Raw genomic sequence first — 22,814 nt, 5'->3', positions numbered from 1 at the left:
CTCTGCCTCTGCCTCTGCCTCTGCCTCTGCCTCTGCCTCTGCCTCTGCCTCTGCCTCTGCCTCTGCCTCTGCCTCTGAGAGCAAGCACGAGACAACAGCAATCAAACTTCAACCAAAGATTGCATTTGCAACAAAGCTTCCTTAGCGTAACGCAATGCAACAGGATCGGCCCCTCATCGGAATAGCCCTCATGATGGGCTTCTGCATCGTCGCCCCCGTGGGCGATGCGATGGCAAAATTGCTGGGCGCTTCGGTCCCCTTGGGGCAGGTGGTGCTGCTCCGCTTTGCCATTCAGGCGCTGATCCTGATCCCCATCGTCTGGTACTCCGGGCGCATCTGGCGGATGCGGGGCCGGGTATTACGGCTCACCTTTCTACGCACCCTTTTGCATATGGCGGGCATCGCGGCGATGTTCACCGCGCTGAAATACCTGCCCCTCGCCGATGCGGTCGCCATCGCATTCGTCATGCCCTTTTTCATGCTGCTGCTCGGCAAATTCATCCTGAACGAAGAGGTCGGCCCCAGACGTTTGGGCGCGAGCATCGTGGGATTTCTCGGCACGCTTTTGATCGTACAGCCGAGCTTTGCCAATGTCGGCTGGCCCGCGCTGCTGCCCGTCGTCGTGGCGGTCGTCTTTTCTTTCTTCATGCTGGTGACGCGCCAAATCGCGAAAGAGACGGATCCGATCAGCCTGCAGGCCGTCAGCGGGGTCATGGCGGTGGCAATGATCCTGCCGCTCCTTGCGCTTGGCACCATGACACAGATCGCGCCGCTTCGGCTCATCCAGCCCGATGCGCTCGACTGGACCCTCCTGCTCGGGATCGGGGTGCTGGGCACGGTAGCGCATCTTCTGATGACCTGGTCGCTGCGCTTTGCCCCCTCGGCCACCTTGGCGCCGATGCAATATCTGGAAATTCCCTTTGCCACGCTGCTTGGGCTGTTGATCTTCTCCGACCTGCCCAACCCATTGGCGGGCCTCGGCATTCTGATCACCGTGGGCGCGGGGCTTTACATCGTCATGCGCGAGCGGGCCACGGCGCGTGCTCTGGCCGCAGCAGTTGCGCCGCCAGTGGCGCCATAAGACGGCGCGGCAGAATCAGCAGCATATCAGGGCCATCGATCTCAAGCCTGACCGGCCCCAGGGCGCGGTTCGACGTGCCGGTCCGGCCACCCGGCGCGAAATCCAGCCCGTCGATCGGCCATTCCAACCCTTGGCTGCGCCCCGTCACCGGGGCCAGAGGCATGAGAGAGACGACATCCCCCGCCGTCGTCGGCAGCGTGATCCGCGGCGGGGCCAGCAGCACGATCTCATGCGCGCCCAACAGGATGCAGGAGCGATGCGGATGGGTCGCGAGCGTGTTGAAAGCCGCAAGCTGATGATCCAACCGCGCCCCGGTAAAACCGACCCCGAGCACCAGCGGCGCGTCGATCCGCGTCAAGGCCTTGTCGAAATCAGTGCTCTCTTGCTCGGCGATGCGGTGGCGCCGCGCGGCCGGGATTTGGGCCAAGACCTCCGCCGGGGCGGAATCCAGATCGCCGATGACCGCGGCCAGTTCCACCCCCGCCGCCACGCCCACCGCGGCACCGCTGTCCGCCGCCACGCAGGTCGGGGCCAGCGCCAGCGCCGCCTCAATGTCCCCTGCAAAGACCTCTCCGCCGCCCAGCAGCGTAACTGGCCCCTCCTCCCTTACGATATGCTCTGAAGTGGTCAATTAATGCCCCTTTTGGAAATCTGCCTTAATCTTGCCTTGAAATCATACGTTGAATGGCACAGATTCGAGCCGCTTTGGTCTTGGACATCGTGGTAAACGATACCTGCAACACCGCAGAGGACGAGCATCCGATGATGAACAGCAACAAAATCTTGACGGTCTCCTATGGCACTTTTTCGTGCACGCTGGAAGGCTTCGACGATTCCTTCGGCACGATGAAGGCCATTGCCGAGTATTTCCGCGATCTGGCCTCGGATGACCGCTACTTCGGTGCCGAACCACCCCAACCCGATGCCGAGATGCTCGCCCGGATCGCGCAGCGCGAAGTCTCTCGCCGGGTGCAGGCCCGTGAGCAAGAAGGCAAGATCGTACTGAGCGCGCTGGAGAACCAGAGCGCCGAAGCTCCGGCCCAAGCGCCCCCTGCGGCGGCCCCCGCCGCCGCGCCGGCTCAAGCCGAGGCCGCAGCGCCGCAAGCCCCCGTCGCAGCACAGCCTGCGCCGGTAGAGGAAGAGGCCCCCGCCCCCCTCAAGGCCGAGATCGCCGACACCGCCGCGGTGGAAGCGCCCGCCACGCCGGAACCCCAGATCGCAGAGACCGCTGAAGAGCCCGCGCCTGCCGAAGAGCCCGCGCCTGCCCCAAAGCCTGCACCGGCTGCCGAAGCCGGGGACACCAGCGAAGCCGAAGCCTTCTTTGCCGCCAGCCCGCAGCCGCAGACTCATTTCGAGGACGAAGCGCAGGATGCCAGCGTCGAAGAGCTGCCCGCCGCAAGCGCCGCCCCTGCCGACAGCATCGCCGCGAAGCTGCAGCGCATCCGCGCCGTCGTCGCCCAGCAGGACGAAGACGAAGCGGCTGGCTATGACGAGGAAGAAGCCGCGCCCGTGGCCCGCGCCACCGCCGAAACACAAGCAGCGCCGGAAGAGAGCCAAGCCGCCATCGCCGCCGCCCGCCGTGACATCGAAGACGCGCTGGAGGCCGATGAAGCGACCGAAATGGCGCAGGAGGCTGCGGAGGGTGAGGACGACGATCTCGCCGATATCCTCAACCGGCTTGAGGCCGAAGAGGAAGATGAGGCCAAAAGCGCCGAGACCGACGAGAGCCTGTTCGACGCCGAGGCCGATGAACAGCCTGAGGCCGAAGCCGCACCGGAAATCGACGCTGCCGACCTGCCGCGCAAAGGGCGCGTGATCAAGGTCAAGCGCGCGCATCTCGAAGCTGCCGTGGCGCGGGGCGATCTCGAAGAGGTCTCGGACCCGGCACCGCAAGAGGCGCCTGCCGCGAAGACTGAGGAAAAGCGCAGCTCTTCCCTGTCGCCCGAGGATGAAGACGAGCTGGCCCGCGAATTGGCCGCTTTGGAAGCCGAACTCGGTGCCGCCGCTCCGGAAGAGGCCGAAGAGACGCCTGCGCCTGCGGTTGAGATGGCCGAGCCGGAAGCGGCGCCCGCTCAGGAAGAGCCCGAAGAGGTCGAAGCCGCAGCGCAGCCGGTCGAAGAGCAGCCCGAGCCAGCCCAAGCGGCCCGCCACAGCCTGCCCACCATCGACGATGAGGCCGGCCCCGACATGTCGCGCCTGATGGCGGAAACCGACAGCAAGATGGACGAAGCCGAAAGCACCACGCGCCGCGATGCCTTTGCCCACCTGCGCGCCGCCGTGGCCGCCAAGAAAGCCGACGAAGCGCTGGGCGGCCGCGCCACCACCGCGACCTCGGATGACGCCTACCGCGAAGACTTGGCCGATGTGGTCCGCCCGCGCCGCCCCGTCACCCGCCCGGCCCGGACCGAGCGGCCCAAGGCCGATGCCCGCTCCGCCCCGCTGAAACTGGTGGCCGAACAGCGCATCGATGTCGATAAGCTGCGCAGCGCGGGCCCCGTGCGTCCGCGCCGGGTGGCCGCCGTGGTCGAGCCGGTCAAAACCAACCCCGATGCCGAAAGCTTTGCCGATTTCGCCGCCGACATGGGTGCCACCAAACTGCCCGAACTGCTTGAGGCGGCGGCATCATACATGTCTTTCGTCGAGGGGCGTGACCAATTCTCTCGCCCGCAGTTGATGGGCAAGGTCCGCTCGATCGGCCTGCCGGATTTCACCCGCGAAGACGGGCTGCGCTCCTTCGGTCAACTGCTGCGCGCAGGTAAAATCGAAAAGATCAAAGGCGGGCGTTTCACCGTCTCGGATGAGATCGGTTATCGCCCCGATCACCGCGCCGTGGGTTAAACCACGGCCCTCCGCCAGACACGAAAAAGCGCCCCGCGGGGCGCTTTTTTATTGGGTTTTAACGATCGTCTTCCGCATCGGGGTCGGCCTGTCCGATGCCCCGAAAGACAAATTTGAACGGCAGCGCCCAAACGATGCCAAGGGCGACGTAAATGCCAAGCTCAAGCAGCACCGGCGGGCGGTCGAACTGGGCCACCGTCCAGACCGCCACGGCGATATAGCTCGGCAGCCCAATCAGCAGGATCACCAGCGCCCAACGGCGGCGTGCTTTGTAGCTCAGCGCCATCAGATCAGTCCGCGAAAGGGTCGGTCACCAGAATGGTGTCCTCCCGCTCCGGCGAGGTCGAGACGAGGGCCACGGGGCATTGGATCAACTCTTCGACCCGGCGCACATATTTGATCGCATTGGCCGGAAGATCGGCCCAGCTGCGCGCGCCTTCGGTCGATTCGGACCAGCCCGGCAGCTCCTCGTAGATCGGCGTGCACCGCGCCTGCTGCTCGGCGGCGGTGGGCAGATAGTCCAGCCGTTCACCGTCCAACTCGTAGCCCACGCAGACCTTCAGCGTCTCGAAGCCGTCAAGCACGTCAAGCTTGGTCAGGCAGATACCGGTGATGCCGGAGGTGGCGCAGGTCTGGCGCAGCAGGGCCGCGTCGAACCAGCCGCAGCGCCGCTTGCGCCCGGTGGTGGTGCCGAACTCATGGCCCCGCTCACCCAAACGCTGGCCGTCGGCATCTTCCAACTCGGTCGGGAACGGGCCTTCGCCGACGCGGGTGGTATAGGCCTTCACGATGCCCAGCACATAGTCGATGGCGGTGGGGCCAAGGCCCACGCCCGTCGCCGCCTGCCCCGCGATCACGTTCGAGGAGGTCACGAAAGGATAGGTGCCGAAGTCGATGTCCAGCAGCGCGCCCTGCGCGCCTTCGAAGAGGATGCGCTTACCGGCTTTGCGTTTCTCGGCCAACACCTTCCAAACCGGCGCGGCGAAACGCAGGATCTTGGGCGCGATCTCACGCAGTTGCGCAATCAGCGCATCGCGGTCGATCGCCTCGACGCCCAGACCCTTGCGCAGCGGGTCGTGGTGCTGCAGGGCACGGTCGACGCGGGCCTCGAGCGTGGCCGCGTCGGCCAGATCGGCGACGCGGATCGCGCGGCGGCCGACCTTGTCTTCGTAACACGGCCCGATGCCGCGCCCGGTGGTGCCGATCTTGGTGCCCTTGCTGGCTGCCTCTTCGCGGGCGCGGTCCAACTCGCCGTGGAAGGGCAGGATCAGCGGCGTGTTCTCGGCGATCATCAGGGTCTCGGGGGTGATCTCCACGCCCTGCCCTTCGATCGTTTCGATTTCGCGCAGCAGGTGCCATGGGTCCAGCACCACGCCGTTGCCAATCACCGAAAGCTTGCCGCCGCGCACGACGCCCGAGGGCAGCGCGTGCAGCTTGTAGACCTTGCCGTCGATGACAAGCGTATGCCCGGCGTTATGCCCGCCCTGAAAACGCGCGATGACATCCGCGCGCTCCGAAAGCCAGTCCACGATCTTGCCTTTTCCCTCGTCACCCCATTGGGCGCCGACAACGACGACATTGGCCATGATATATTCCTTTGCGATGTCCCGCGCCCGTATAGCGACAGTGGCAGGCGTGTGAAACTCGAAAAAACGCGGGAGCGGATTTAGACGCTTTGCCCTGCCTTCAGATGCACCGGGTCGCCATGCAGGGTGCTGAGATAGGCGGCCTCCCACCCGTCGCGCAGGGCGCGCAGGTCACCGGGGCGGGCATGGCCCGCGTCGATCAGCAGGGTTTCGAGGGTTTCGAGCCAAGCGTTGAAATAATCCTCTCCCCCGTTCAACGCGCGCCTCAGCCCGTGGCGCGCCAAAGTTGCGCCAAAGCGGTCGGCCCAGAAGGGCCAGTCGAAAAGGCCGCTTTCGTTCAGATGCACCGTCAGCGCGAAAAGCTGCGCGTGCCATGGCGCCTCGAACACGGGCTCCGGGGCGCTCATGGGGCCTCCAGATAGCTTTGCCAGAGATCAAGCACGACCTCATCGCGGGGATGTTCAGGGTGCGCCCAAAGCTCAGAGGCCGGGAAGGCCACCGCGTAAAGCGGCTCCGGCGCCTCGCCCAGATCATGGGCGTTGCTATCAGGCAGAACATGGGTGCCATGCAGCCGCAGCACCCGCCCTGAAGCGCCCGCGGCATAGGCGGGCAGCCGGGTGTGCCCGCCCGGAACGAAGCTGTTTTCCGGCTGCTTACGGGTGACGACCCTGTCGCCGGGCGCAAAGAGCGGCGCGATGTCCGAAGGGCGATCCGCCGGACCACCACGGGCCAGCACACTGGCCACCTGCGGCGCTTTCAGCGCCTTTTCCGCCAGCGGGCTGAGCGTGGGCGCGGCTTCGCCCGAGAGTTCCTCGCGGCTGACCACCCCGCGGGCGACCAGCATATCGGCCACCCCGGCGATCCATTTCTCGTAATAGCTGAACCGCATGTAATCGGTAGGGGCCAGACATTCGCGGGCGTGGCGCGACACATCGATGTTCCATTTGCCCAACGTCCCCGTGGCCAAGGTCAGCGCCAGCGCGCGGCGGTGCCAATCGGCATGAAAGACCACGTCTTCGCCCTCAGGCGTCACCGCGCCATCACCGAAACGCCCGCCCATGTCATGCACGCGGGTCATGGCGCTTTGGCCAATCCGGTGCCGATCATACTGTCGCGGGTGACAAGATCGGCCAGCGCGGCGACATCCATGCCGTCGCTCCCCGCCGGGCGTTGCGGGATCACCAGATAACGCACCTCAGCCGTCGAATCCCAAACGCGCACGGCGGCCTCTTCGGGCAGGTCGATGCCGAATTCAGCCAGCACTTTGCGCGGCTCGCGTACCACGCGGGCGCGGTAGGCATCGGATTTATACCAGCCCGGCGGGATGCCCAAAAGCGGCCAAGGGTAGCAAGAGCATAGGGTGCAAACGACGATATTATGCACCTCATCCGTATTCTCGACCGCGACCATATGCTCACCCTGCCGCCCGAAGAACCCCATCTCGGCCACCACGGCGGTCGCATCCTCAAGCAGCGCCGCGCGAAAGTCAGGATCGCTCCAGGCGCGGGCGACGACCTCGGCCCCGTTGCGCGGGCCGATGCGGTTTTCATAGGTGTCGATGATTTCATCCAAGGCGGCGGGGTCGATAAGCCCCTTGGCCGTCAGCAGTGTCTCCAACGCCTTGACCCTGAGCGCAGGCTCGGGCGGCAGCAGGGCATGGGGGTGGTCGTGGTCCGAATGATCATGTGGCATGGCGGCAGACTGCCCCAGCGGCACTCGGCTGTCCATCGCCGATCACAGGCAATCCCTTCATTTCTCTGCAAAGAATATGGGCGGATTTCCCCGCATTTCATGCTATAGTGAATGTACGAAGCGAGTCTGCACCACCTTAATTCCAGGATAGCCCTCTTACATATTGTGGTTGAGTACTGCTTCAAAAGACCGTCGCCCCCATGCGGCGGTCTTTGCTCGTGCCTTTGATCCCTTAGGCCTCCCCCTCCTGATCCGATCATCACCCGGCGGCAATCCACCCTTGCCCCCATGGGCAAAGACGAATAGATACCCGCCAACCAAAACCGAAAGCTGTCGTACCCATGGAAAATGTCGTTCTGATCATTCACCTGATTCTGGCTCTTGGCCTGATCGCCGTGGTACTTCTGCAACGGTCCGAGGGCGGCGGCCTTGGCATGGGCGGTGGTGGCGGCGGTGCCGTTTCGGGCCGCGCGGCGGCCACGGCATTGGGCAAGGTGACATGGGCGCTTGCGGCCGGTTTCATCGCCACGTCGATCACGCTGACCATCATCGCGGCGGAAAAATCCGCAGGCTCGTCGGTCATCGACCGGCTAAGCGCGACACCGCCCGCCCAGAGCCAAGATGGCAGCCCGGCCCTGCCCGCCGGCGACGATCTGCTGCCGCCTTCCGTGGATGGCAACACACCGCTGGTCCCTGCGGCCGATTAACCTAACGAACACAAAACCTTGAGGCACGGCCCGGTTCCGCAACTGTATGTTGCGGCGGGCCTTGCCTCAAACGCACGAATCCTGTAAGGCTTAAATCCCGTGGTGCTGCGGTTTTCCGCAGCGCGTTTGGCTGGTTTTTGCCTGCAACAAACTTTGAATTCACGGGGGTCTCCGATCACATGGCACGCTATATCTTCATCACAGGCGGTGTGGTCTCGTCGCTGGGCAAGGGTCTGGCCTCGGCGGCTTTGGGTGCCTTGCTTCAGGCACGCGGTTTTTCGGTGCGTCTGCGCAAGCTGGACCCCTATCTGAACGTCGATCCCGGCACGATGTCGCCTTTCGAGCATGGCGAAGTCTTCGTCACCGATGATGGCGCAGAGACCGACCTCGACCTTGGGCATTACGAGCGTTTCACCGGTGTTGCTGCGCGCAAGACCGACAGCATCAGCTCGGGCCGGGTTTACTCCACCGTGCTAGAGAAAGAGCGCCGCGGCGATTATCTGGGCAAGACCATTCAGGTGATCCCCCACGTTACCAACGAAATCAAAGACTTCATCGACATTGGCGACGATGAGGTCGACTTCATGCTTTGCGAAATTGGCGGCACCGTGGGCGATATCGAGGGGCTTCCCTTCTTTGAGGCGATCCGCCAGTTCAGCCAAGACAAGCCGCGCGGCCAGTGTATCTTCATGCACCTCACGCTGCTGCCCTACGTCAAGGCCAGCGGCGAATTGAAGACCAAGCCGACGCAGCACTCGGTCAAAGAACTCCGCTCCATCGGCATCGCGCCCGACATTCTGGTTTGCCGCTCCGAAGGGCCGATCCCCGCCAAGGAGCGTGAGAAGCTGGCGCTCTTCTGCAACGTGCGCCCGGATTCGGTGATCGCCGCGCAGGATTTGAAATCTATCTACGAAGCTCCGCTCGCCTATCACCGCGAGGGGCTGGATCAGGCGGTTCTGGATGCCTTCCAGATCACACCCGCGCCCAAGCCGAACCTGTCGCGTTGGGAAGATGTGGCCGACCGCATTTACAACCCCGAGGGCGAAGTCAAAGTCGCCATCGTCGGCAAATACACCCAGCTTGAAGACGCCTATAAATCCATCGCCGAAGCGCTGACCCATGGCGGCATGGCGAACCGGGTGAAGGTCAAGGTCGAATGGGTCGATGCCGAGATTTTCGACAGCGAAGACCCTGGTCCGCATCTCGAAGGGTTCCACGCGATCCTCGTCCCCGGCGGCTTTGGTGAGCGCGGGACCGAGGGCAAGATCAAGGCCGCGCAATATGCCCGCGAGCATAAGGTGCCCTATCTAGGCATCTGCCTTGGCATGCAGATGGCCGTGATCGAAGCGGCGCGCAACGTGGCGGGTCTGAAGACGGCAGGGTCGGAAGAATTCGACCATGAAGCCGGGAAAAAGCGTTTCGAGCCGGTAGTTTACCACCTCAAGGAATGGGTACAGGGCAACCACAAGGTGGCGCGCAAGGTCGATGACGACAAGGGCGGCACCATGCGCTTGGGCGCCTATGACGCGACACTGGTCGAAGGGTCGCGCGTGGCCGAAGCCTATGGCACCACCACCATCGACGAGCGTCACCGTCACCGCTACGAGGTCGACATTGCCTATAAGGACCAGCTTGAGAAAGCCGGGTTGAAGTTCTCGGGCATGTCCCCCGACGGCAAGCTGCCTGAAATCGTCGAATGGTCGGATCACCCGTGGTTCATCGGCGTCCAGTTCCACCCTGAGCTGAAGTCCAAGCCCTTCGACCCGCACCCCCTGTTCAAGGATTTCGTGCGGGCCGCGAAGGATGTGTCGCGGTTGGTATAAGTTTTGAAGGCCCGTGCGTTTTGCGCCGGGCCTTCTTCTTTTCTAGCCCCACCATTAGGCCCGGAATCAAGCCGCAGGCGCTGGCCCTTCGCCGTCTTTCGCGTTGCACCCGCCATCCCATCCGCTACAGCTAGGCCATGCTGAGCTATCAACACATCTACCACGCCGGAAACCTTGCAGACGTGCAGAAACATGCGCTTTTGGCGTGGATGCTGTCCTATCTCACCCGCAAGGACAAACCGCTCACCTATCTGGAAACCCATGCAGGCCGGGCGCTTTATGACCTGTCGGATGCGGCGGCGGAAAAGACTGGCGAAGCGCGGCAGGGCATCGACAAGGTGGGCGATTGGTTCACCCCTGATCACCCCTACAGGCAGGTTCTGGAAGCGCTGCGCGAGGCCCACGGCCCCCGCGCCTACCCCGGCTCTCCCCTGCTGGCCGCCAAACTGCTGCGCCCCGATGATCGCATCCATCTGGCCGAGTTGCACCCGCAAGAGCACAGCGCCCTTGATTTGGCGATGTCGCCCTACCCGGCGAAATGCCACCTCAGCGACGGGTTCGAGATGGCCTTTGCCCTGACCCCGCCCACACCGCGCCGGGGGATGCTGCTGATCGACCCCTCTTACGAGATCAAAACCGATTACGAGACCATTCCGCGCCAGATTGCCAAACTCAACCTCGCCTGGAACGTCGGCATCATCGCCCTGTGGTATCCGATCCTGACAAGCCGCGCGCATGAGCCGATGCTCGACAAGCTCACCGCCAACCACCCCGATGCGCTGCGCCACGAAGTGCGCTTTCCGCCCGCGCGGCCCGGGCATGGTATGGTCGGTTCGGGCATGTTCGTGATCAATCCCCCTTACGGGCTCGACAATGAGGCACAGAACCTCACCGCCCGTTTCGCCACTTTGACCCAACAGGAGAGATAACAAATGCCAAAGGGCTATTGGATCGCCACCATGGATATCCACGACACTGCGATTTACGACAAATACCGTGCTGCCAATGCCAAACCCTTTGCGGATTACGGCGCGCGCTTCCTTGTCCGCGGCGGCACCCAGCAGATCCGCGAAGGGCAGATGCGCGCCCGCACCGTTGTTTTGGAATTCGACAGCTACGCCGATGCGGTCGCTTGTTACGAAAGCCCCGGCTACCAGCGGGCGAAAGACATTCGCCTGAACGTGGCGGACGGGTCTTTGGTGATCGTCGAAGGCTATGACGGCTAAGCCGATGCGGCCCCCTGCAGGAACCTGCGCCCCCGATGCGCAGTTTCCTCTATGGCGACCCTGTTTCCTGCGATAAGTGAGCCCCATGCTGAACCGACTGTTCCCCCGCCGCAAGGCACAGCCGAAACCTTTGCCGCAGCCCAATGCCCAACTGGCACTTGGCGCGCTTTTGGTGCGTGTGGCCTTTGCCGATCGCAACTACCGCGCCTCCGAGATCGGCCAGATCGACCGCATTCTGGCGCAGACCTTCGGCCTCAAACCCATCGAGGCGGCGAAACTGCGTGCCACTTGCGAAGCGCTAGAGCGCGACGCCCCCGGCACGCCGGAGTTCACCCGCATCCTGCGCGAAGAGGTCGACTATGCCGACCGCAAGGCATTGGGCGAGGCGATGTGGCAGGTGGCCCTTTCGGACGGGGCGCGCAATGATGACGAGGAAATTCAGCTTGTCGCCATCGAAACCGCCCTTGGCCTGTCGGATGAGGATATGGCCGCAGCCCGGGCTAACGCTTTGAACACGCTATGACATTCCCTTTTCCCGCAGCAGGATGATGACGCATATATGTTTGGTGACTTTCTCAAACGGCTGACCCAGCCCGAACCCGATCCATTGGCCGACAATGACGCCCGCCTCGCGCTGACCGCGCTTTTGGTGCGCATCGCCCGGTCCGACAATGACTACGCAATGAGCGAGCGGCGCCTGATCGACCGGATCGCCGCCGAGCGCTACGGCCTGAACGAGGCCGACGCCACCGCCCTGCGTAAAGAGGCCGAGGCGCTGGAGGCCCAAGCCCCCGACACCGTGCGCTTTACCCGCGCGATCAAGGATGCGGTGCCCTATGAGCACCGGCTGGAGGTCATCGAGGCGCTTTGGCAGGTGGTTCTGGCCGACGGCAGCCGTTCCGACGAAGAAGACGCGTTGCTGCGGCTGGTGTCGAACCTCCTGGGCGTCACCGATACCGACAGCGCCATGGCCCGCCAGCGTGTTGCCAAAGAAAACTGACTTAGCGTCAGCACCTGGACTGTGATGCAACGCGGGGCAAACTCTGCGTTGCAATTTCCGTCGATTCGTCGCTTTATAGCGCACTGAAATGACAGATTGGCGACAGTTTCCGTGACCACAGACACCCCGGTTATCCAGATCAAGAACCTCCACAAGGCCTATGGCGCGCTGGAGGTTCTCAAAGGGGTCGATCTGACCGCCCCGCGTGGCCATGTGATCTCGCTGATCGGGTCGTCCGGCTCGGGCAAATCGACGCTGCTGCGCTGCTGCAACCTGTTGGAAGACAGCCAACAGGGCGAGGTGATCTTTAAGGGCGAGCCGGTGCGTTGGAAGGGCGACGGCCACCAGCGCTGCCCGGCGGACGCCAAACAGGTGCTGCGCATCCGCACCAACCTGTCGATGGTGTTCCAGCAGTTCAATCTCTGGGCGCATATGTCGATCCTGCAAAACGTGATGGAAGCGCCGCTGACCGTGCTGGGCCGCGACCGGGCGGAGGTGGAGCGCGCCGCGCGTGGCTATCTGGAAAAGGTCGGCATCGGCGACAAATGCGATGTCTACCCCGCCCAGCTCTCCGGTGGGCAGCAACAGCGCGCCGCCATTGCCCGCGCGCTCTGCATGGAGCCCGAAGCGCTGCTCTTTGATGAGCCCACCAGCGCGCTCGACCCTGAGTTGGAGCAGGAAGTCGTCAAGGTTATCAAGGATCTGGCCGCAGAGGGGCGCACGATGGTGATCGTGACCCATGACATGAAACTGGCCGCCGATGTCAGCGATCATGTCGTCTTTTTGCACCAAGGTCTGATCGAAGAACAAGGGACGCCCGAAGAGGTCTTCGGCGCGCCCAAATCGGAACGTCTGCGTGGGTTCCTTTCGGCAACCCAGCCTGCGTAAACAAGAACCAAAGGGAGTTACCAAATGAAAAAGATCCTACTGGCAAGCGTCGCGCTCAGCATGACCGCTGGCTTCGCGATGGCCGAAGCCCATGGCAAAACCATCCGCATGGGCACCGAGGGCGCCTACCCCCCCTACAACTTCATCAACGACGCCGGCGAAGTCGACGGGTTCGAGCGTGAGCTGGGCGACGAGCTGTGCGAGCGCGCTGAGCTGACCTGCGAATGGGTCAAGAACGACTGGGACAGCATCATCCCCAACCTCGTGTCGGGCAACTACGACACCATCATGGCGGGCATGAGCATCACCGACGAGCGTAAGGAAGTCATCGCCTTCACGCAGAACTACTATCCGCCCACCGCCTCGGCCTATGTGGCGGCATCTGAGGACGCGGACCTCGAAGGCGGCGTCGTCGCTGGTCAGACCGCGACCATCCAGGCGGGCTATGTCGCCGAAAGCGGCGCCACGCTGATCGAATTCGCGACCCCGGAAGAGACCGTCGCCGCCGTACGCAACGGTGAGGCCGACGCGGTCTTCGCCGACAAGGATTACCTTGTGCCGATCGTCGAGGAATCCGGCGGTGAGCTGATGTTCGTGGGCGACGATGTGCCGCTCGGCGGTGGCATCGGCATGGGCCTGCGCCAGTCCGACACCGAACTGCGCGACACCTTCGACGCCGTCATCACTGAGATGAAGGAAGACGGTACGCTCAACGAGATGCTCAAGAAGTGGTTCGGCGAAGACACCACCACCTACGAGTGATTCCATCTCAGGCGCGCCCGTCGCGGCGCGCCTGACCATGCCTGCGCGGGCCCCGCGCGCAGATCAGCCCACGGGGGCCCATGTTCTCTTTCTGCACCGATCCGTCGACCCTGAATGACTGGCTCTGGACCGCCTGTTACCTGACCACCGGCGTCCATATGTCCTTCTACCTGTCCTTCCTGAAGGTCCTGCTGCTTTTGGCGGTTACCGCCCCCGTGGCGCTGGCCTTCGGCTTTGGCGGGGCCATGATGGCACGCGCGCGTTTCGCGCCGCTCAGTTGGGTCGGCAAGGGCTATATCGCGCTGGTGCGTGGTGTGCCGGATATCGCCTTCTTCCTGTTTTTCGTGATCGCGCTAGATCAGGGCATCGAGTATCTGCGCCACAAGGTGCTCTGCCCCGATTGGGATATGCCGATCCGCCAAGGCAGCGACTTCGTCGTCTGCCAAGAAGCCAAGATGCCCTTGGGCAATGCCGCCCAATGGGTGCATGAGACCTATGGCTTCGGCCTCGCCGTCTTTACCTTTGCCATCGTTTTCGGGGCCTTCGCGGCCAATGTGCTTTTCGGGGCCATGCGCGCCGTGCCGCGCCCGCAACTCGAAACCGCCGAAGCCTATGGCATGACCCACCGCCAAACCTTCTGGCGGGTGCTGGTGCCGCAGATGTGGGTCTATGCCCTGCCCGGCCTCAGCAACCTGTGGATGGTGCTGATCAAGGCCACGCCGCTGCTGTTTTTGCTAGGCGTCGAAGACATCGTCTATTGGGCGCGTGAACTGGGCGGGACCAAGACCCCGCGCTTTACCGATTACCCGCACCCTGACTGGCGCATGTGGTACTTCCTCGCGCTGCTGGTGTTCTACCTGCTCTTCACCCGCATTTCCGAGATCACGTTGGACCGTCTGATGAAACGACTGACACGCGGCCAAGCCACCACCGGCGGCGAAGCCCAGCGGAGGGCTGGCGCATGAGCTGTCTGCAAACGATTCAGGACTACGGCCTGCGGTCCTTGGGCTATGGCGAGCGGCTGCTGCCGCGCGAAGGTTTCACGCTTTGCGAGCAGTTCACGCTGATTGGCTCGGGCATGATCTGGAACGTATATTTTGGCGTCGTCGCTTTGCTGACCGGCTTTTTCTTTGCGACGGCGCTCGGCGTTGGCAAGGCCAGCGCGAACCCGTGGTTCCGCAAACCGGCGGAGTGGTTCATCTTTATCTTCCGCGGCTCGCCGCTCTTCATTCAGTTCTTCTTTGGCTACTTCCTGTTTCTGTCGCTGAAATCGGAATACGCCTTCTTCGCCCCCTTCACCGCGGCATGGCTGGGCGCGTTGATCGTGCTCTTTCTCAACACTGCCGCATATTCGGGCGAAATTTTTTACGGCGCGCTGCAATCCATCCCCAAGGGCGATGTGGAGGCCGCGGATGCCTATGGTCTGTCCGGCTGGTCGCGCTTTCGCCGGGTGATCTGGCCCACCTCGCTGCGGCTCGCTTGGCCCGCCTATACGAATGAGGCGATTTTCCTGTTTCACGCCACGACACTGGTGTTTTTCAGCGGTTTCCCGGCATGGCAACAGCGCGGTGACGCGCTCTATTACGCCAGCTATTTCGCGGATAAGACCTTCAACCCCTTCGTCCCCTATCCCATTCTTGCCGGTTATTTCATCCTTCTGACGCTCTGCATCATCGGCGTCTTCGGTTTGATCAATTCCCGCCTCAACCGCCACCTGCCCCAAGCGCAACGCCGTAAAATTCGCTTGCGTCCTAATTTGATCCGGTAGTATCCATTATTTGATCAAATTACGCGGCGCGTGGGCGCCTACCGCTTTTGCCCCCGGGCGAACCGCTTTGTGACATGCCCACCGCCCATTCAGGTGATGTATGAACAACTGGCTTCGCAAAAATCCTCAGGTCCGCACCATTCGTGTGGCCGCTGCCGACCTCAATGGCCAAGCGCGGGGCAAGCGCATCCCCTCGCGCTTTGCCGATAAGGTCACGACCGAAGGCACCCGCTTTCCCGTCTCGGTGCTGAACCTCGACATCTGGGGCGAGGATATCGACGACAGTCCGCTGGTGTTCGAAACGGGCGATGCGGATGGCGTACTGAAACCGACCGAACGGGGCTTCATGCCGATGCCATGGCTCGACGCGCCCTCGGCCCTGCTGCCCATCTGGATGTTCCGCGAAGATGGCCGCCCCTACCCCGGCGATCCACGCCATGCACTGCGCGCGGTGCTCGACCGCTACAAGGCGCGCGGGCTGACGCCGGTCTGCGCCGTTGAGCTGGAATTCTTCCTGATCGACGATTCGGGCCGCAACCTTCAAGTGCCCGTCTCGCCCCGGTCGGGCAAGCGGCGCAAAGCGGCCGAGACCATGTCGATCCGCGCGCTCGACCAGTTCGACCTGTTCTTTACCGACCTCTATGACGCCTGCGAAGAGATGGACATTCCCGCCGACACCGCCATTTCCGAGGCGGGTCTGGGCCAGTTCGAGATCAACCTCATGCATTGCGACGACGCGCTGCGCGCCGCCGATGACGCATGGCTGTTCAAGATGCTGGTCAAGGGTTTGGCCCGGCGGCACGGCTTTGCCGCAAGCTTTATGGCGAAACCTTACGAGGATTACTCCGGCTCCGGCCTGCACACGCATTTCTCGGTATTGGATGAGAAGGGCGACAACATCTTCGACGATGGCGGGCCAAAGGGGACCGACACGCTGCGCCACGCTGTGGCGGGCTGCATGAACGCGATGCAGGGCTCGGCGCTGGTCTTTTGCCCGCATGCCAATAGCTTTGACCGGATGGTGCCGGAATCCCATGCGCCCACCGGGGTTTGCTGGGCCTATGAGAACCGCACCGCCGCGATCCGCATCCCCTCGGGCAGCCACAAGGCGCGGCGCATCGAACACCGCGTCTCGGGCGGGGATGTGAACCCCTATCTGATGCTCGCCGCCGTGTTGGGTGCCGCGCTCAACGGGATCGAAGACGCGCTTGAGCCGCCCGCCCCGATCACCGGCAACGCCTATGCTGCCGAATTGCCGCGCATGCCGAGCGATTGGAAAACCGCCATCGACCTGTTTGAAAGCTGCCCCCATGTCGCGCGGATCTTCGCGCCCGAGATGATCCGCAACTTCGTGCTGACCAAACGCCAAGAATTGCATTACATGCAGGAATTGACCCCAGAGGAACAGGTCGAGATCTACCTCGACACTGTGTAACAGGTGACACATGAAAATCGGCATTCTGCAAACCGGCCACTCCCCCGACGACTTCCTCGAACAGCTCGGCGACTACGGGGAGATGTTCACCAAACTGCTGGATGGCCACGGGTTTGACTTTCAAATCTGGTCGGTCGTCGATGGCATCCTGCCCGACAGCGTGACCCAGGCCGACGGCTGGCTGATCACCGGATCGAAACACGGCGCCTATGAGGATCACGATTGGATCCCGCCGCTGGAGGAGTTCATCCGCCAGACCTATGCCGATGGCCGCCCCCTGATCGGCGTTTGTTTCGGGCATCAGATCATCGCCCAAGCGCTTGGCGGCAAGGTTGAGAAGTTTACCAACGGCTGGTCCATTGGCCGCACCGAATACGACATGGATGGTGACAAACTGGCGCTGAACGCATGGCATCAGGATCAGATCGTGGACCTGCCCGAAGGGGCGCGCGTCGTTGCCTCATCGGACTTTTGCGCCTATGCGGCGCTGGCCTATGACGACCGCATCTGGACAGTGCAGCCACATCCCGAATTCGGCCATGACTTCATCGACGGCTTGATCAAAACCCGCGGCAAGGGCGTGGTGCCCGAGCATCTGCTGGAACAGGCGACTGCCGCCTTGGGCGGCCCCATCGACAACCAAAAAATCGCGGACCAAATGGCCGCATTCTTTAAAGACAACAGGAAAGAGAGGGCCTGATGGCCGAGGATTGGACAGAAGCACTACCCGAAGCGGCGCGCGCCTATCTTGAGGGCCGGCGTCTGGACGAAGTGGAATGTATCATCCCCGACCTGCCCGGCATCGCCCGGGGCAAGGCCGTCCCGGCGTCGAAATTCGCGCGGCAAGAGTATTTCCACCTGCCCGACAGCATCTTCTACCAGACCATCACCGGCGAATGGGGCGAAGCGGCGGGCGATGACGGTTTCATCGAAAAAGACATGATCCTGCGCCCGGATATGGACACGGCCACCGCCGCACCTTGGACCGGCGACTGGACGCTTCAGGTCATCCACGACGCCTATGACCGCAACGACAAGCCGGTGGCCTATTCGCCGCGCAATGTGCTCAAACGCGTGGTGCAGCTTTACCGCGACAAGGGGTGGGAGCCGGTCGTGGCCCCCGAGATGGAATTTTTTCTTGTGGCCCGCAACATCGACCCGGCCAAGGAAATCCTGCCGATGATGGGCCGCTCGGGCCGTCCGGCAGCGGCGCGTCAGGCCTATTCGATGACCGCGGTGGATGAATTCGGCCCCGTGATCGACGACATCTACGACTTTGCCGAAGCGCAGGGTTTCGAGATCGACGGCATCACCCAAGAGGGCGGCGCGGGCCAGCTTGAGATCAACCTGCAACATGGGGATCCGGTGCGGCTGGCCGATGAGGTGTTCTATTTCAAACGGCTGATCCGCGAAGCCGCGATGCGGCATGAATGCTACGCCACCTTCATGGCCAAACCCATCGCCGATGAGCCAGGCAGCGCCATGCATATCCACCATTCGGTGCTGGACGTGAAAACCGGCGAAAACATCTTTGTCGATGCCGAAGGCGAAGAGACCGCCCCCTTCCGCCATTTCATCGCCGGTTTGCAAAATCACATGCCAAGCGCGCTGGCCGTGATTGCGCCCTATGTCAATTCCTACCGCCGCTACGTCAAGGATCACGCCGCACCGATCAACCTTGAATGGGGCCGCGACAACCGCACCACGGGCATTCGCGTGCCGCTCTCGGGGCCAAAGTCGCGCCGGGTGGAAAACCGTCTCGCCGGGATGGACTGCAACCCCTACCTCGGCATCGCCGCCAGCCTTGCCTGCGGCTATCTGGGGTTGATCCAGCAGAAAGATCCGCTGCCCGAATTCAAGGGCGATGCCTATGTCGGCGAAGGGGATATTCCGCAGGTTCTGGGCCAAGCGCTCGACCTATTCGAGGAGGCGACAGAGTTGCATGAGGCTTTGGGTCCGGATTTCGCCCGCGTCTATTCCATCGTGAAACGGGCGGAATATGAGGAGTTCCTACAGGTCATCTCGCCTTGGGAACGTGAACATCTGCTGATGAACGTCTAACGCCCGGAGGCCCGATGAACCTGCTCTACGCCAATGACACGCCCGGCCAGTACCCTACCAGCTGGTACGCCGCCACCGCCACGAAACACGCGGCCTACCCGCCGCTTCAGGGTGATACGAAGGCTGATGTCTGTGTCGTTGGCGGCGGCTACACCGGGCTTTCCGCCGCGCTGCATCTCAGCGAGGCGGGCTATGACGTGGTGCTTTTGGACGCGCAGCGCGTGGGTTTTGGCGCCTCGGGGCGCAATGGCGGACAGTTAGGCTCGGGCCAACGGGTCGAGCAAGATGGGCTCGAAAAGATGCTGGGCGAAGACCATGCCGCCAAGCTGTGGCAGATGGGCGAAGACGCCAAGGAACTGGTCAAATCCCTCATCGCGAAACATGAGATCGACTGTCACCTGAAGCCCGGCGTGGCTTGGACCGGCTCCACCACATCTGATGTGCGGCATCTGCATGATTATGCAGAGCATTTGCAAAAGCGCTATGGCTATGACCAGATCGAAGTGTTGGATCACGCCGCGCTGCAGTCGGTCTGCCCCTCGCCCGACTACAAGGGCGGCGTGCTCGACATGGGGGCCGCGCATTTGCACCCCTTGAACTACGCCCTCGGCCTTGCCCACGCCGCTGCCGCCGCAGGCGTGCGCATTCATGAGACAAGTCCCGCCGAGAACATCGTCGAGGGCAGCAAGGCGCTGGTGCAAACCGCCACCGGCAGCGTCAGCGCCGATCATGTGGTGCTGGCTTGCAATGGCTATCTGGGCAAACTGAACGGTGACGTGGCCGCTAAGGTCATGCCGATCAACAATTTCATCGCCGCGACCGAACCCTTGGGCGCGCGCGTGAAAGACGTGCTGCCCCGCGACGTGGCCGTGGCCGACAGCCGCTTTGTGGTAAACTATTTCCGACTGTCGCACGACGGACGGCTGCTGTTTGGCGGCGGCGAGAGCTATGGCTATCGCTTCCCGCAGGACATCGCCGCCAAGGTCCGCAAACCGATGTCGCAGGTCTTTCCGCATTTGAAGGACGTTAAGATCGACTACGCTTGGGGCGGCACTCTTGGCATCACGATGAAGCGCCTGCCCTATGTGGCCCGGCTCGCGCCGAACATCCTCTCGGCCTCGGGCTATTCCGGTCACGGTGTTGGGACGGCGACCCATGCGGGCTATCTGATGGCCAAGGCGATCGAAGGCGATGCCGCGGGTTTTGACACGATGGCCGCGATCCCGACGCAGGCTTTCCCCGGCGGGGCCTCTCTGCGGAGCCCGCTTTTGGTGCTTGCGATGCTTTGGTATGCGACGCGGGATCGGTTGGGGCTTTGACTTCGCTCTGAGCGGTCGCGCGGGTTTGGCTGGTGGTGGAGTGCGGGGGCTCTGCCCCCATCGCGCCTTTGGCGCGATTCCCCCGAGGGTATTTAGGAAAGGATGAAGGGGAAGAGGGGGTGGCCCATTGTGGGGGCATCCCCCCTTGGTTTGCGTAGGCGTTTGTTTTACTATTCTGGAAATCATTATTCAGGATTTTGAAATATGGCTTTGCCCGACATGCACCGTGCCGAACCGATCCCTGCCGAAGCGGAGGCCGCCATTGCGGTGCTTTTGCAAAGTGGCGATCTTTTTCGCTATACTGCGGCCAAGGACGCGCCTGTTTCCCTGTTGGAGGTCGAATTCGCGCAGATGATGGGCAGTGAATATGCGCTGGCCGTGTCCTCCTGCTCGGCCGCGCTGTTTCTGTCCTTGCTTGCTTTGGACCTGCCGGTTGGGGCGCCGGTGTTGATCCCGGGTTTCACCTTTGCTGCCGTGCCTTCTGCAGTGATCCACGCAGGCTGCAAGCCGGTGCTTTGTGAGGTGGGCGAGAATTACCGTGTGGATTTGGAGGATTTCGCCGCCAAACTGCCGGGCGTTCGGGCGGTGATCATCAGCCATATGCGGGGGCATACTTCGGATATGGATGCGATCATGGGGCTTTGCGAGGCTGCTGGCGTGCCGGTGATCGAAGACGCGGCCCATTCGCTGGGCACGCTTTGGCGGGGGCGGAAAATCGGGACGCTTGGCAAGATCGGCTGTTTTTCCTTCCAGTCCTACAAGATGATTAACGCGGGCGAAGGCGGTATCCTGATCACCGATGACGCCGATCTGGTGGCGCGGGCGATCATCATGTCGGGCGCTTATGAGCATAATTGGAAGAAACACGCGGCCCTGCAAGACAGTTTTGCCAAGTGGCAGAACCGGCTGCCGCTGTACAATCTGCGCATGTCCAACCTTTCGGCTGCGATCATCCGGCCGCAATTGCCGCATTTGCCGCGCCGGGTGGCCGATGGGCTGCGCAATCACGATCACATGGCGGCGCGGCTGGCGGCCTCCCCCTTGATCGAGGTGCCAAGCCCCCTGCCCGGTGAGACCCGCGCGCCGGATTCGATCCAGTTCAATCTGGTGGGCCTCTCTGATGCCAGCATCCGCGCTTTCGCGGCGGCGGCGGATGTGGCGGGGGTGAAAGTGCAGGTCTTTGGCCAGAGCACCGACAACGCCCGCGCCTTTTGGAACTGGCAATTCATCGAAGACCTGCCCGAGCTGCCGCGCACCCGCGCCATGCTGATGCGGGCCTGCGACGTGCGGCTGCCGGTGCAGTTGACGCTGGAGGAGATCGACGCCGTGGCGGATGTGATTTTGGGCGCGCTGAGGGATGTGGCCGAGGCGCAGGCGGCCTGAGGCGGGCGCGCGACGCCCGCTTCTTCTGGGGTTAGTTCAGCTTTGACAGTTTGTCCTGCAACTCTGCCAACTGCTTTTTGATCGCGTCCAGATCGTCGCCCTGTTCGGCCTGCTGTTTGGGCGGCTCTGGCGTGGTGGATTTGGCCCAGCCGCCGGTCATCGCCTTCATGAAGGCTTCTTGCTGCGCCTGCATCGCTTCCATGCCCGGCATCTTGGCCATCGGGTTCATCGCGCTCATGTTTTCGATCGCCTTGGACTGGCCATCGCGCAGCATGTCGAAGGAGGCCTGCAGGAACTGCGGCACCACCGAGACGTTGCCTGACATATAGCTGCGCACCAGATCGGTCAGCACATCGACCGGCAAGACGGCCTCGCCCCGGCTTTCGTGTTCGGCGATGATTTGCAACAGATATTGCCGTGTCAGGTCATCGCCGGACTTCAGATCGACGATCTGAACCTCGCGCCCGTCGCGGATGAAACCGGCGATATCTTCCAGCGTGACGTAATCGCTTGTTTCGGTGTTGTAGAGCCTGCGGCTGGCGTAGCGTTTTATCAGCAAGGGCTTCGGTTTGTCCGCCATGATGTTACTCCCGACCAATGGTGCTGCATCGCAGCTTAGGACAGGGATCGGCAAATAGAAAGAGCGCATGACAAAAGGGCAGGCCCGTCTGGACCTGCCCTTTCTTTAAGCATTCCTTGGCGCTGGAGAGCCCAGCGTCAGATTTACTTCACAGTCGCTTTTTTGGCGGCAGCCTGTGCGGTGGCCACGCCTTCGGTGGTGGCGGCTTTGGCGTCGCTTTGCAGGTCTTTACCAGCCGACATCATCAGCTCGACGGTGTCCATCTGAACCTTTTTCGCGATCTCGGCAAAGGCGGCCATATGCTCTGCCGCGGATTCAGCGGAAGCGGAAGCGAAATCGGTCATCGCTTTGGCGTAGTCTGTGGGCTCGGCTTTGACCTTTGTCATCTCGGTCAGGCGGGCCAGCGTCTCTTTCGTCCACGCGGTGGAAATGTCGGCGGATTTTTCAGCCGCGTCGAAGGCAACGCCGGAGAGTTTCTCGTTCAGGGTGGCGGTGTTTTTGAATGCGTCTTGCATGGCGGCGTTATCCACCGGGAAAGCGCCCAGAACGTCTTTGAACATCGCGGTCATGTCAGGTGTCTTGGTCATGTCTCAATCCTTTTAATGCTACTGTGGCAAGGGAGCGGGGAGACCCGTCCGTTTCGCGTCTGACCACAACATAGATGC

25 protein-coding genes are annotated in these 22,814 nt (G+C 62.6%); 17 read left to right on the top strand and 8 right to left on the bottom strand.

Annotation, left to right across the window (positions count from 1 at the left end; translation table 11 throughout):
- Window positions 1-154: 154 nt before the first annotated feature.
- Entirely contained in the window at window positions 155-1,081 is a 927-nt protein-coding gene (locus ACGYLX_RS02505) for a DMT family transporter (protein WP_394447177.1), read from the top strand.
- On the opposite strand, the gene ACGYLX_RS02500 is transcribed toward ACGYLX_RS02505, so the two are convergent.
- Entirely contained in the window at window positions 1,017-1,712 is a 696-nt protein-coding gene (locus ACGYLX_RS02500; RefSeq protein WP_394447175.1) for a thiamine diphosphokinase, read from the bottom strand. The genes ACGYLX_RS02505 and ACGYLX_RS02500 overlap by 65 nt on opposite strands.
- Before the next feature lie 53 nt (window positions 1,713-1,765).
- Here ACGYLX_RS02500 and ACGYLX_RS02495 point away from each other — a divergent pair, with 53 nt between their 5' ends.
- The gene (locus tag ACGYLX_RS02495) at window positions 1,766-3,919 is read left to right on the top strand and encodes a hypothetical protein (protein ID WP_394447173.1); all 2,154 of its coding nucleotides are present in this window, start codon (window positions 1,766-1,768) and stop codon (window positions 3,917-3,919) included.
- Between the two features lie 58 nt (window positions 3,920-3,977).
- Here ACGYLX_RS02495 and ACGYLX_RS02490 read toward each other — a convergent pair whose 3' ends face one another.
- From ACGYLX_RS02490 to nthA, 5 genes are all read right to left on the bottom strand, one after another.
- Complete coding sequence (locus tag ACGYLX_RS02490; protein WP_067262328.1) at window positions 3,978-4,205, bottom strand: DUF2842 domain-containing protein; 228 nt, start codon at window positions 4,203-4,205, stop codon at window positions 3,978-3,980.
- 4 nt (window positions 4,206-4,209) lie between these two features.
- Window positions 4,210-5,505 carry an adenylosuccinate synthase gene (locus tag ACGYLX_RS02485; protein ID WP_394447171.1) on the bottom strand — a complete coding sequence of 432 codons (1,296 nt, stop codon included), beginning with the start codon at window positions 5,503-5,505 and terminating at the stop codon, window positions 4,210-4,212.
- A gap of 80 nt (window positions 5,506-5,585) precedes the next feature.
- On the bottom strand, window positions 5,586-5,912 hold the full coding sequence (locus ACGYLX_RS02480) for a nitrile hydratase accessory protein (RefSeq protein WP_394447169.1): 327 nt from the start codon (window positions 5,910-5,912) through the stop codon (window positions 5,586-5,588).
- On the bottom strand, window positions 5,909-6,583 hold the full coding sequence (nthB, locus tag ACGYLX_RS02475; protein WP_394447167.1) for a nitrile hydratase subunit beta: 675 nt from the start codon (window positions 6,581-6,583) through the stop codon (window positions 5,909-5,911). Before nthB ends, ACGYLX_RS02480 begins: the two co-directional genes overlap by 4 nt.
- On the bottom strand, window positions 6,580-7,197 hold the full coding sequence (gene nthA / locus ACGYLX_RS02470) for a nitrile hydratase subunit alpha (protein WP_394447165.1): 618 nt from the start codon (window positions 7,195-7,197) through the stop codon (window positions 6,580-6,582). The genes nthB and nthA overlap by 4 nt, the downstream gene beginning before the upstream one ends.
- A gap of 341 nt (window positions 7,198-7,538) precedes the next feature.
- Here nthA and secG point away from each other — a divergent pair, with 341 nt between their 5' ends.
- The 15 genes from secG to ACGYLX_RS02395 all read left to right on the top strand — a co-directional run bounded on the left by secG (window position 7,539) and on the right by ACGYLX_RS02395 (window position 21,569).
- Complete coding sequence (gene secG, locus ACGYLX_RS02465; RefSeq protein ID WP_394447163.1) at window positions 7,539-7,904, top strand: preprotein translocase subunit SecG; 366 nt, start codon at window positions 7,539-7,541, stop codon at window positions 7,902-7,904.
- A 179-nt stretch (window positions 7,905-8,083) separates the two neighbouring features.
- Complete coding sequence (locus tag ACGYLX_RS02460) at window positions 8,084-9,727, top strand: CTP synthase (RefSeq protein WP_067262354.1); 1,644 nt, start codon at window positions 8,084-8,086, stop codon at window positions 9,725-9,727.
- Window positions 9,728-9,864: 137 nt separating this feature from the next.
- Window positions 9,865-10,656 (top strand): 23S rRNA (adenine(2030)-N(6))-methyltransferase RlmJ, encoded by a 792-nt coding sequence (locus ACGYLX_RS02455; RefSeq protein ID WP_394447161.1) that lies wholly within the window; start codon window positions 9,865-9,867, stop codon window positions 10,654-10,656.
- Window positions 10,657-10,659: 3 nt separating this feature from the next.
- Window positions 10,660-10,953: a DUF1330 domain-containing protein gene (locus tag ACGYLX_RS02450; RefSeq protein ID WP_067261008.1), complete on the top strand. Its 294-nt coding sequence runs from the start codon at window positions 10,660-10,662 to the stop codon at window positions 10,951-10,953.
- Between the two features lie 85 nt (window positions 10,954-11,038).
- On the top strand, window positions 11,039-11,476 hold the full coding sequence (locus ACGYLX_RS02445) for a TerB family tellurite resistance protein (RefSeq protein WP_209219000.1): 438 nt from the start codon (window positions 11,039-11,041) through the stop codon (window positions 11,474-11,476).
- Between the two features lie 36 nt (window positions 11,477-11,512).
- Window positions 11,513-11,953, top strand: a complete 441-nt coding sequence (locus ACGYLX_RS02440) for a TerB family tellurite resistance protein (RefSeq protein ID WP_209219001.1) — start codon at window positions 11,513-11,515, stop codon at window positions 11,951-11,953.
- 111 nt (window positions 11,954-12,064) lie between these two features.
- Complete coding sequence (locus ACGYLX_RS02435; protein WP_209219002.1) at window positions 12,065-12,841, top strand: ABC transporter ATP-binding protein; 777 nt, start codon at window positions 12,065-12,067, stop codon at window positions 12,839-12,841.
- Window positions 12,842-12,865: 24 nt separating this feature from the next.
- Window positions 12,866-13,603, top strand: coding sequence for a transporter substrate-binding domain-containing protein (locus tag ACGYLX_RS02430; protein ID WP_271687868.1), 738 nt, complete (start codon window positions 12,866-12,868; stop codon window positions 13,601-13,603).
- A gap of 80 nt (window positions 13,604-13,683) precedes the next feature.
- Window positions 13,684-14,568, top strand: coding sequence for an ABC transporter permease (locus ACGYLX_RS02425; RefSeq protein WP_209219004.1), 885 nt, complete (start codon window positions 13,684-13,686; stop codon window positions 14,566-14,568).
- Complete coding sequence (locus tag ACGYLX_RS02420; RefSeq protein ID WP_271693281.1) at window positions 14,565-15,371, top strand: ABC transporter permease; 807 nt, start codon at window positions 14,565-14,567, stop codon at window positions 15,369-15,371. The genes ACGYLX_RS02425 and ACGYLX_RS02420 overlap by 4 nt, the downstream gene beginning before the upstream one ends.
- A gap of 100 nt (window positions 15,372-15,471) precedes the next feature.
- Entirely contained in the window at window positions 15,472-16,806 is a 1,335-nt protein-coding gene (locus tag ACGYLX_RS02415; protein WP_067260995.1) for a glutamine synthetase family protein, read from the top strand.
- A gap of 10 nt (window positions 16,807-16,816) precedes the next feature.
- Window positions 16,817-17,506, top strand: a complete 690-nt coding sequence (locus tag ACGYLX_RS02410; protein ID WP_394447159.1) for a type 1 glutamine amidotransferase — start codon at window positions 16,817-16,819, stop codon at window positions 17,504-17,506.
- Window positions 17,506-18,867: a glutamine synthetase family protein gene (locus ACGYLX_RS02405; protein WP_067260991.1), complete on the top strand. Its 1,362-nt coding sequence runs from the start codon at window positions 17,506-17,508 to the stop codon at window positions 18,865-18,867. The genes ACGYLX_RS02410 and ACGYLX_RS02405 overlap by 1 nt, the downstream gene beginning before the upstream one ends.
- A 14-nt stretch (window positions 18,868-18,881) precedes the next feature.
- Window positions 18,882-20,186 carry an NAD(P)/FAD-dependent oxidoreductase gene (locus ACGYLX_RS02400; protein WP_394447157.1) on the top strand — a complete coding sequence of 435 codons (1,305 nt, stop codon included), beginning with the start codon at window positions 18,882-18,884 and terminating at the stop codon, window positions 20,184-20,186.
- A gap of 204 nt (window positions 20,187-20,390) precedes the next feature.
- Complete coding sequence (locus tag ACGYLX_RS02395) at window positions 20,391-21,569, top strand: DegT/DnrJ/EryC1/StrS family aminotransferase (RefSeq protein WP_394447155.1); 1,179 nt, start codon at window positions 20,391-20,393, stop codon at window positions 21,567-21,569.
- A 31-nt stretch (window positions 21,570-21,600) separates the two neighbouring features.
- Here ACGYLX_RS02395 and phaR read toward each other — a convergent pair whose 3' ends face one another.
- A complete protein-coding gene (gene phaR, locus ACGYLX_RS02390; protein WP_271687875.1) occupies window positions 21,601-22,149 on the bottom strand; it encodes a polyhydroxyalkanoate synthesis repressor PhaR in 549 nt (182 codons plus the stop codon).
- Window positions 22,150-22,292: 143 nt separating this feature from the next.
- Window positions 22,293-22,736 (bottom strand): phasin family protein, encoded by a 444-nt coding sequence (locus ACGYLX_RS02385; RefSeq protein ID WP_067260985.1) that lies wholly within the window; start codon window positions 22,734-22,736, stop codon window positions 22,293-22,295.
- Between the last annotated feature and the right edge of the window lie 78 nt (window positions 22,737-22,814).

Origin of the sequence: Sulfitobacter sp. 1A13496 (assembly GCF_043557225.1) — a bacterium.
Classification (GTDB): Bacteria; Pseudomonadota; Alphaproteobacteria; order Rhodobacterales; family Rhodobacteraceae; genus Sulfitobacter; species Sulfitobacter faviae.
Note: the sequence above shows the minus strand (reverse complement) of the source record. Positions and strands in the feature narration are given on the sequence as shown.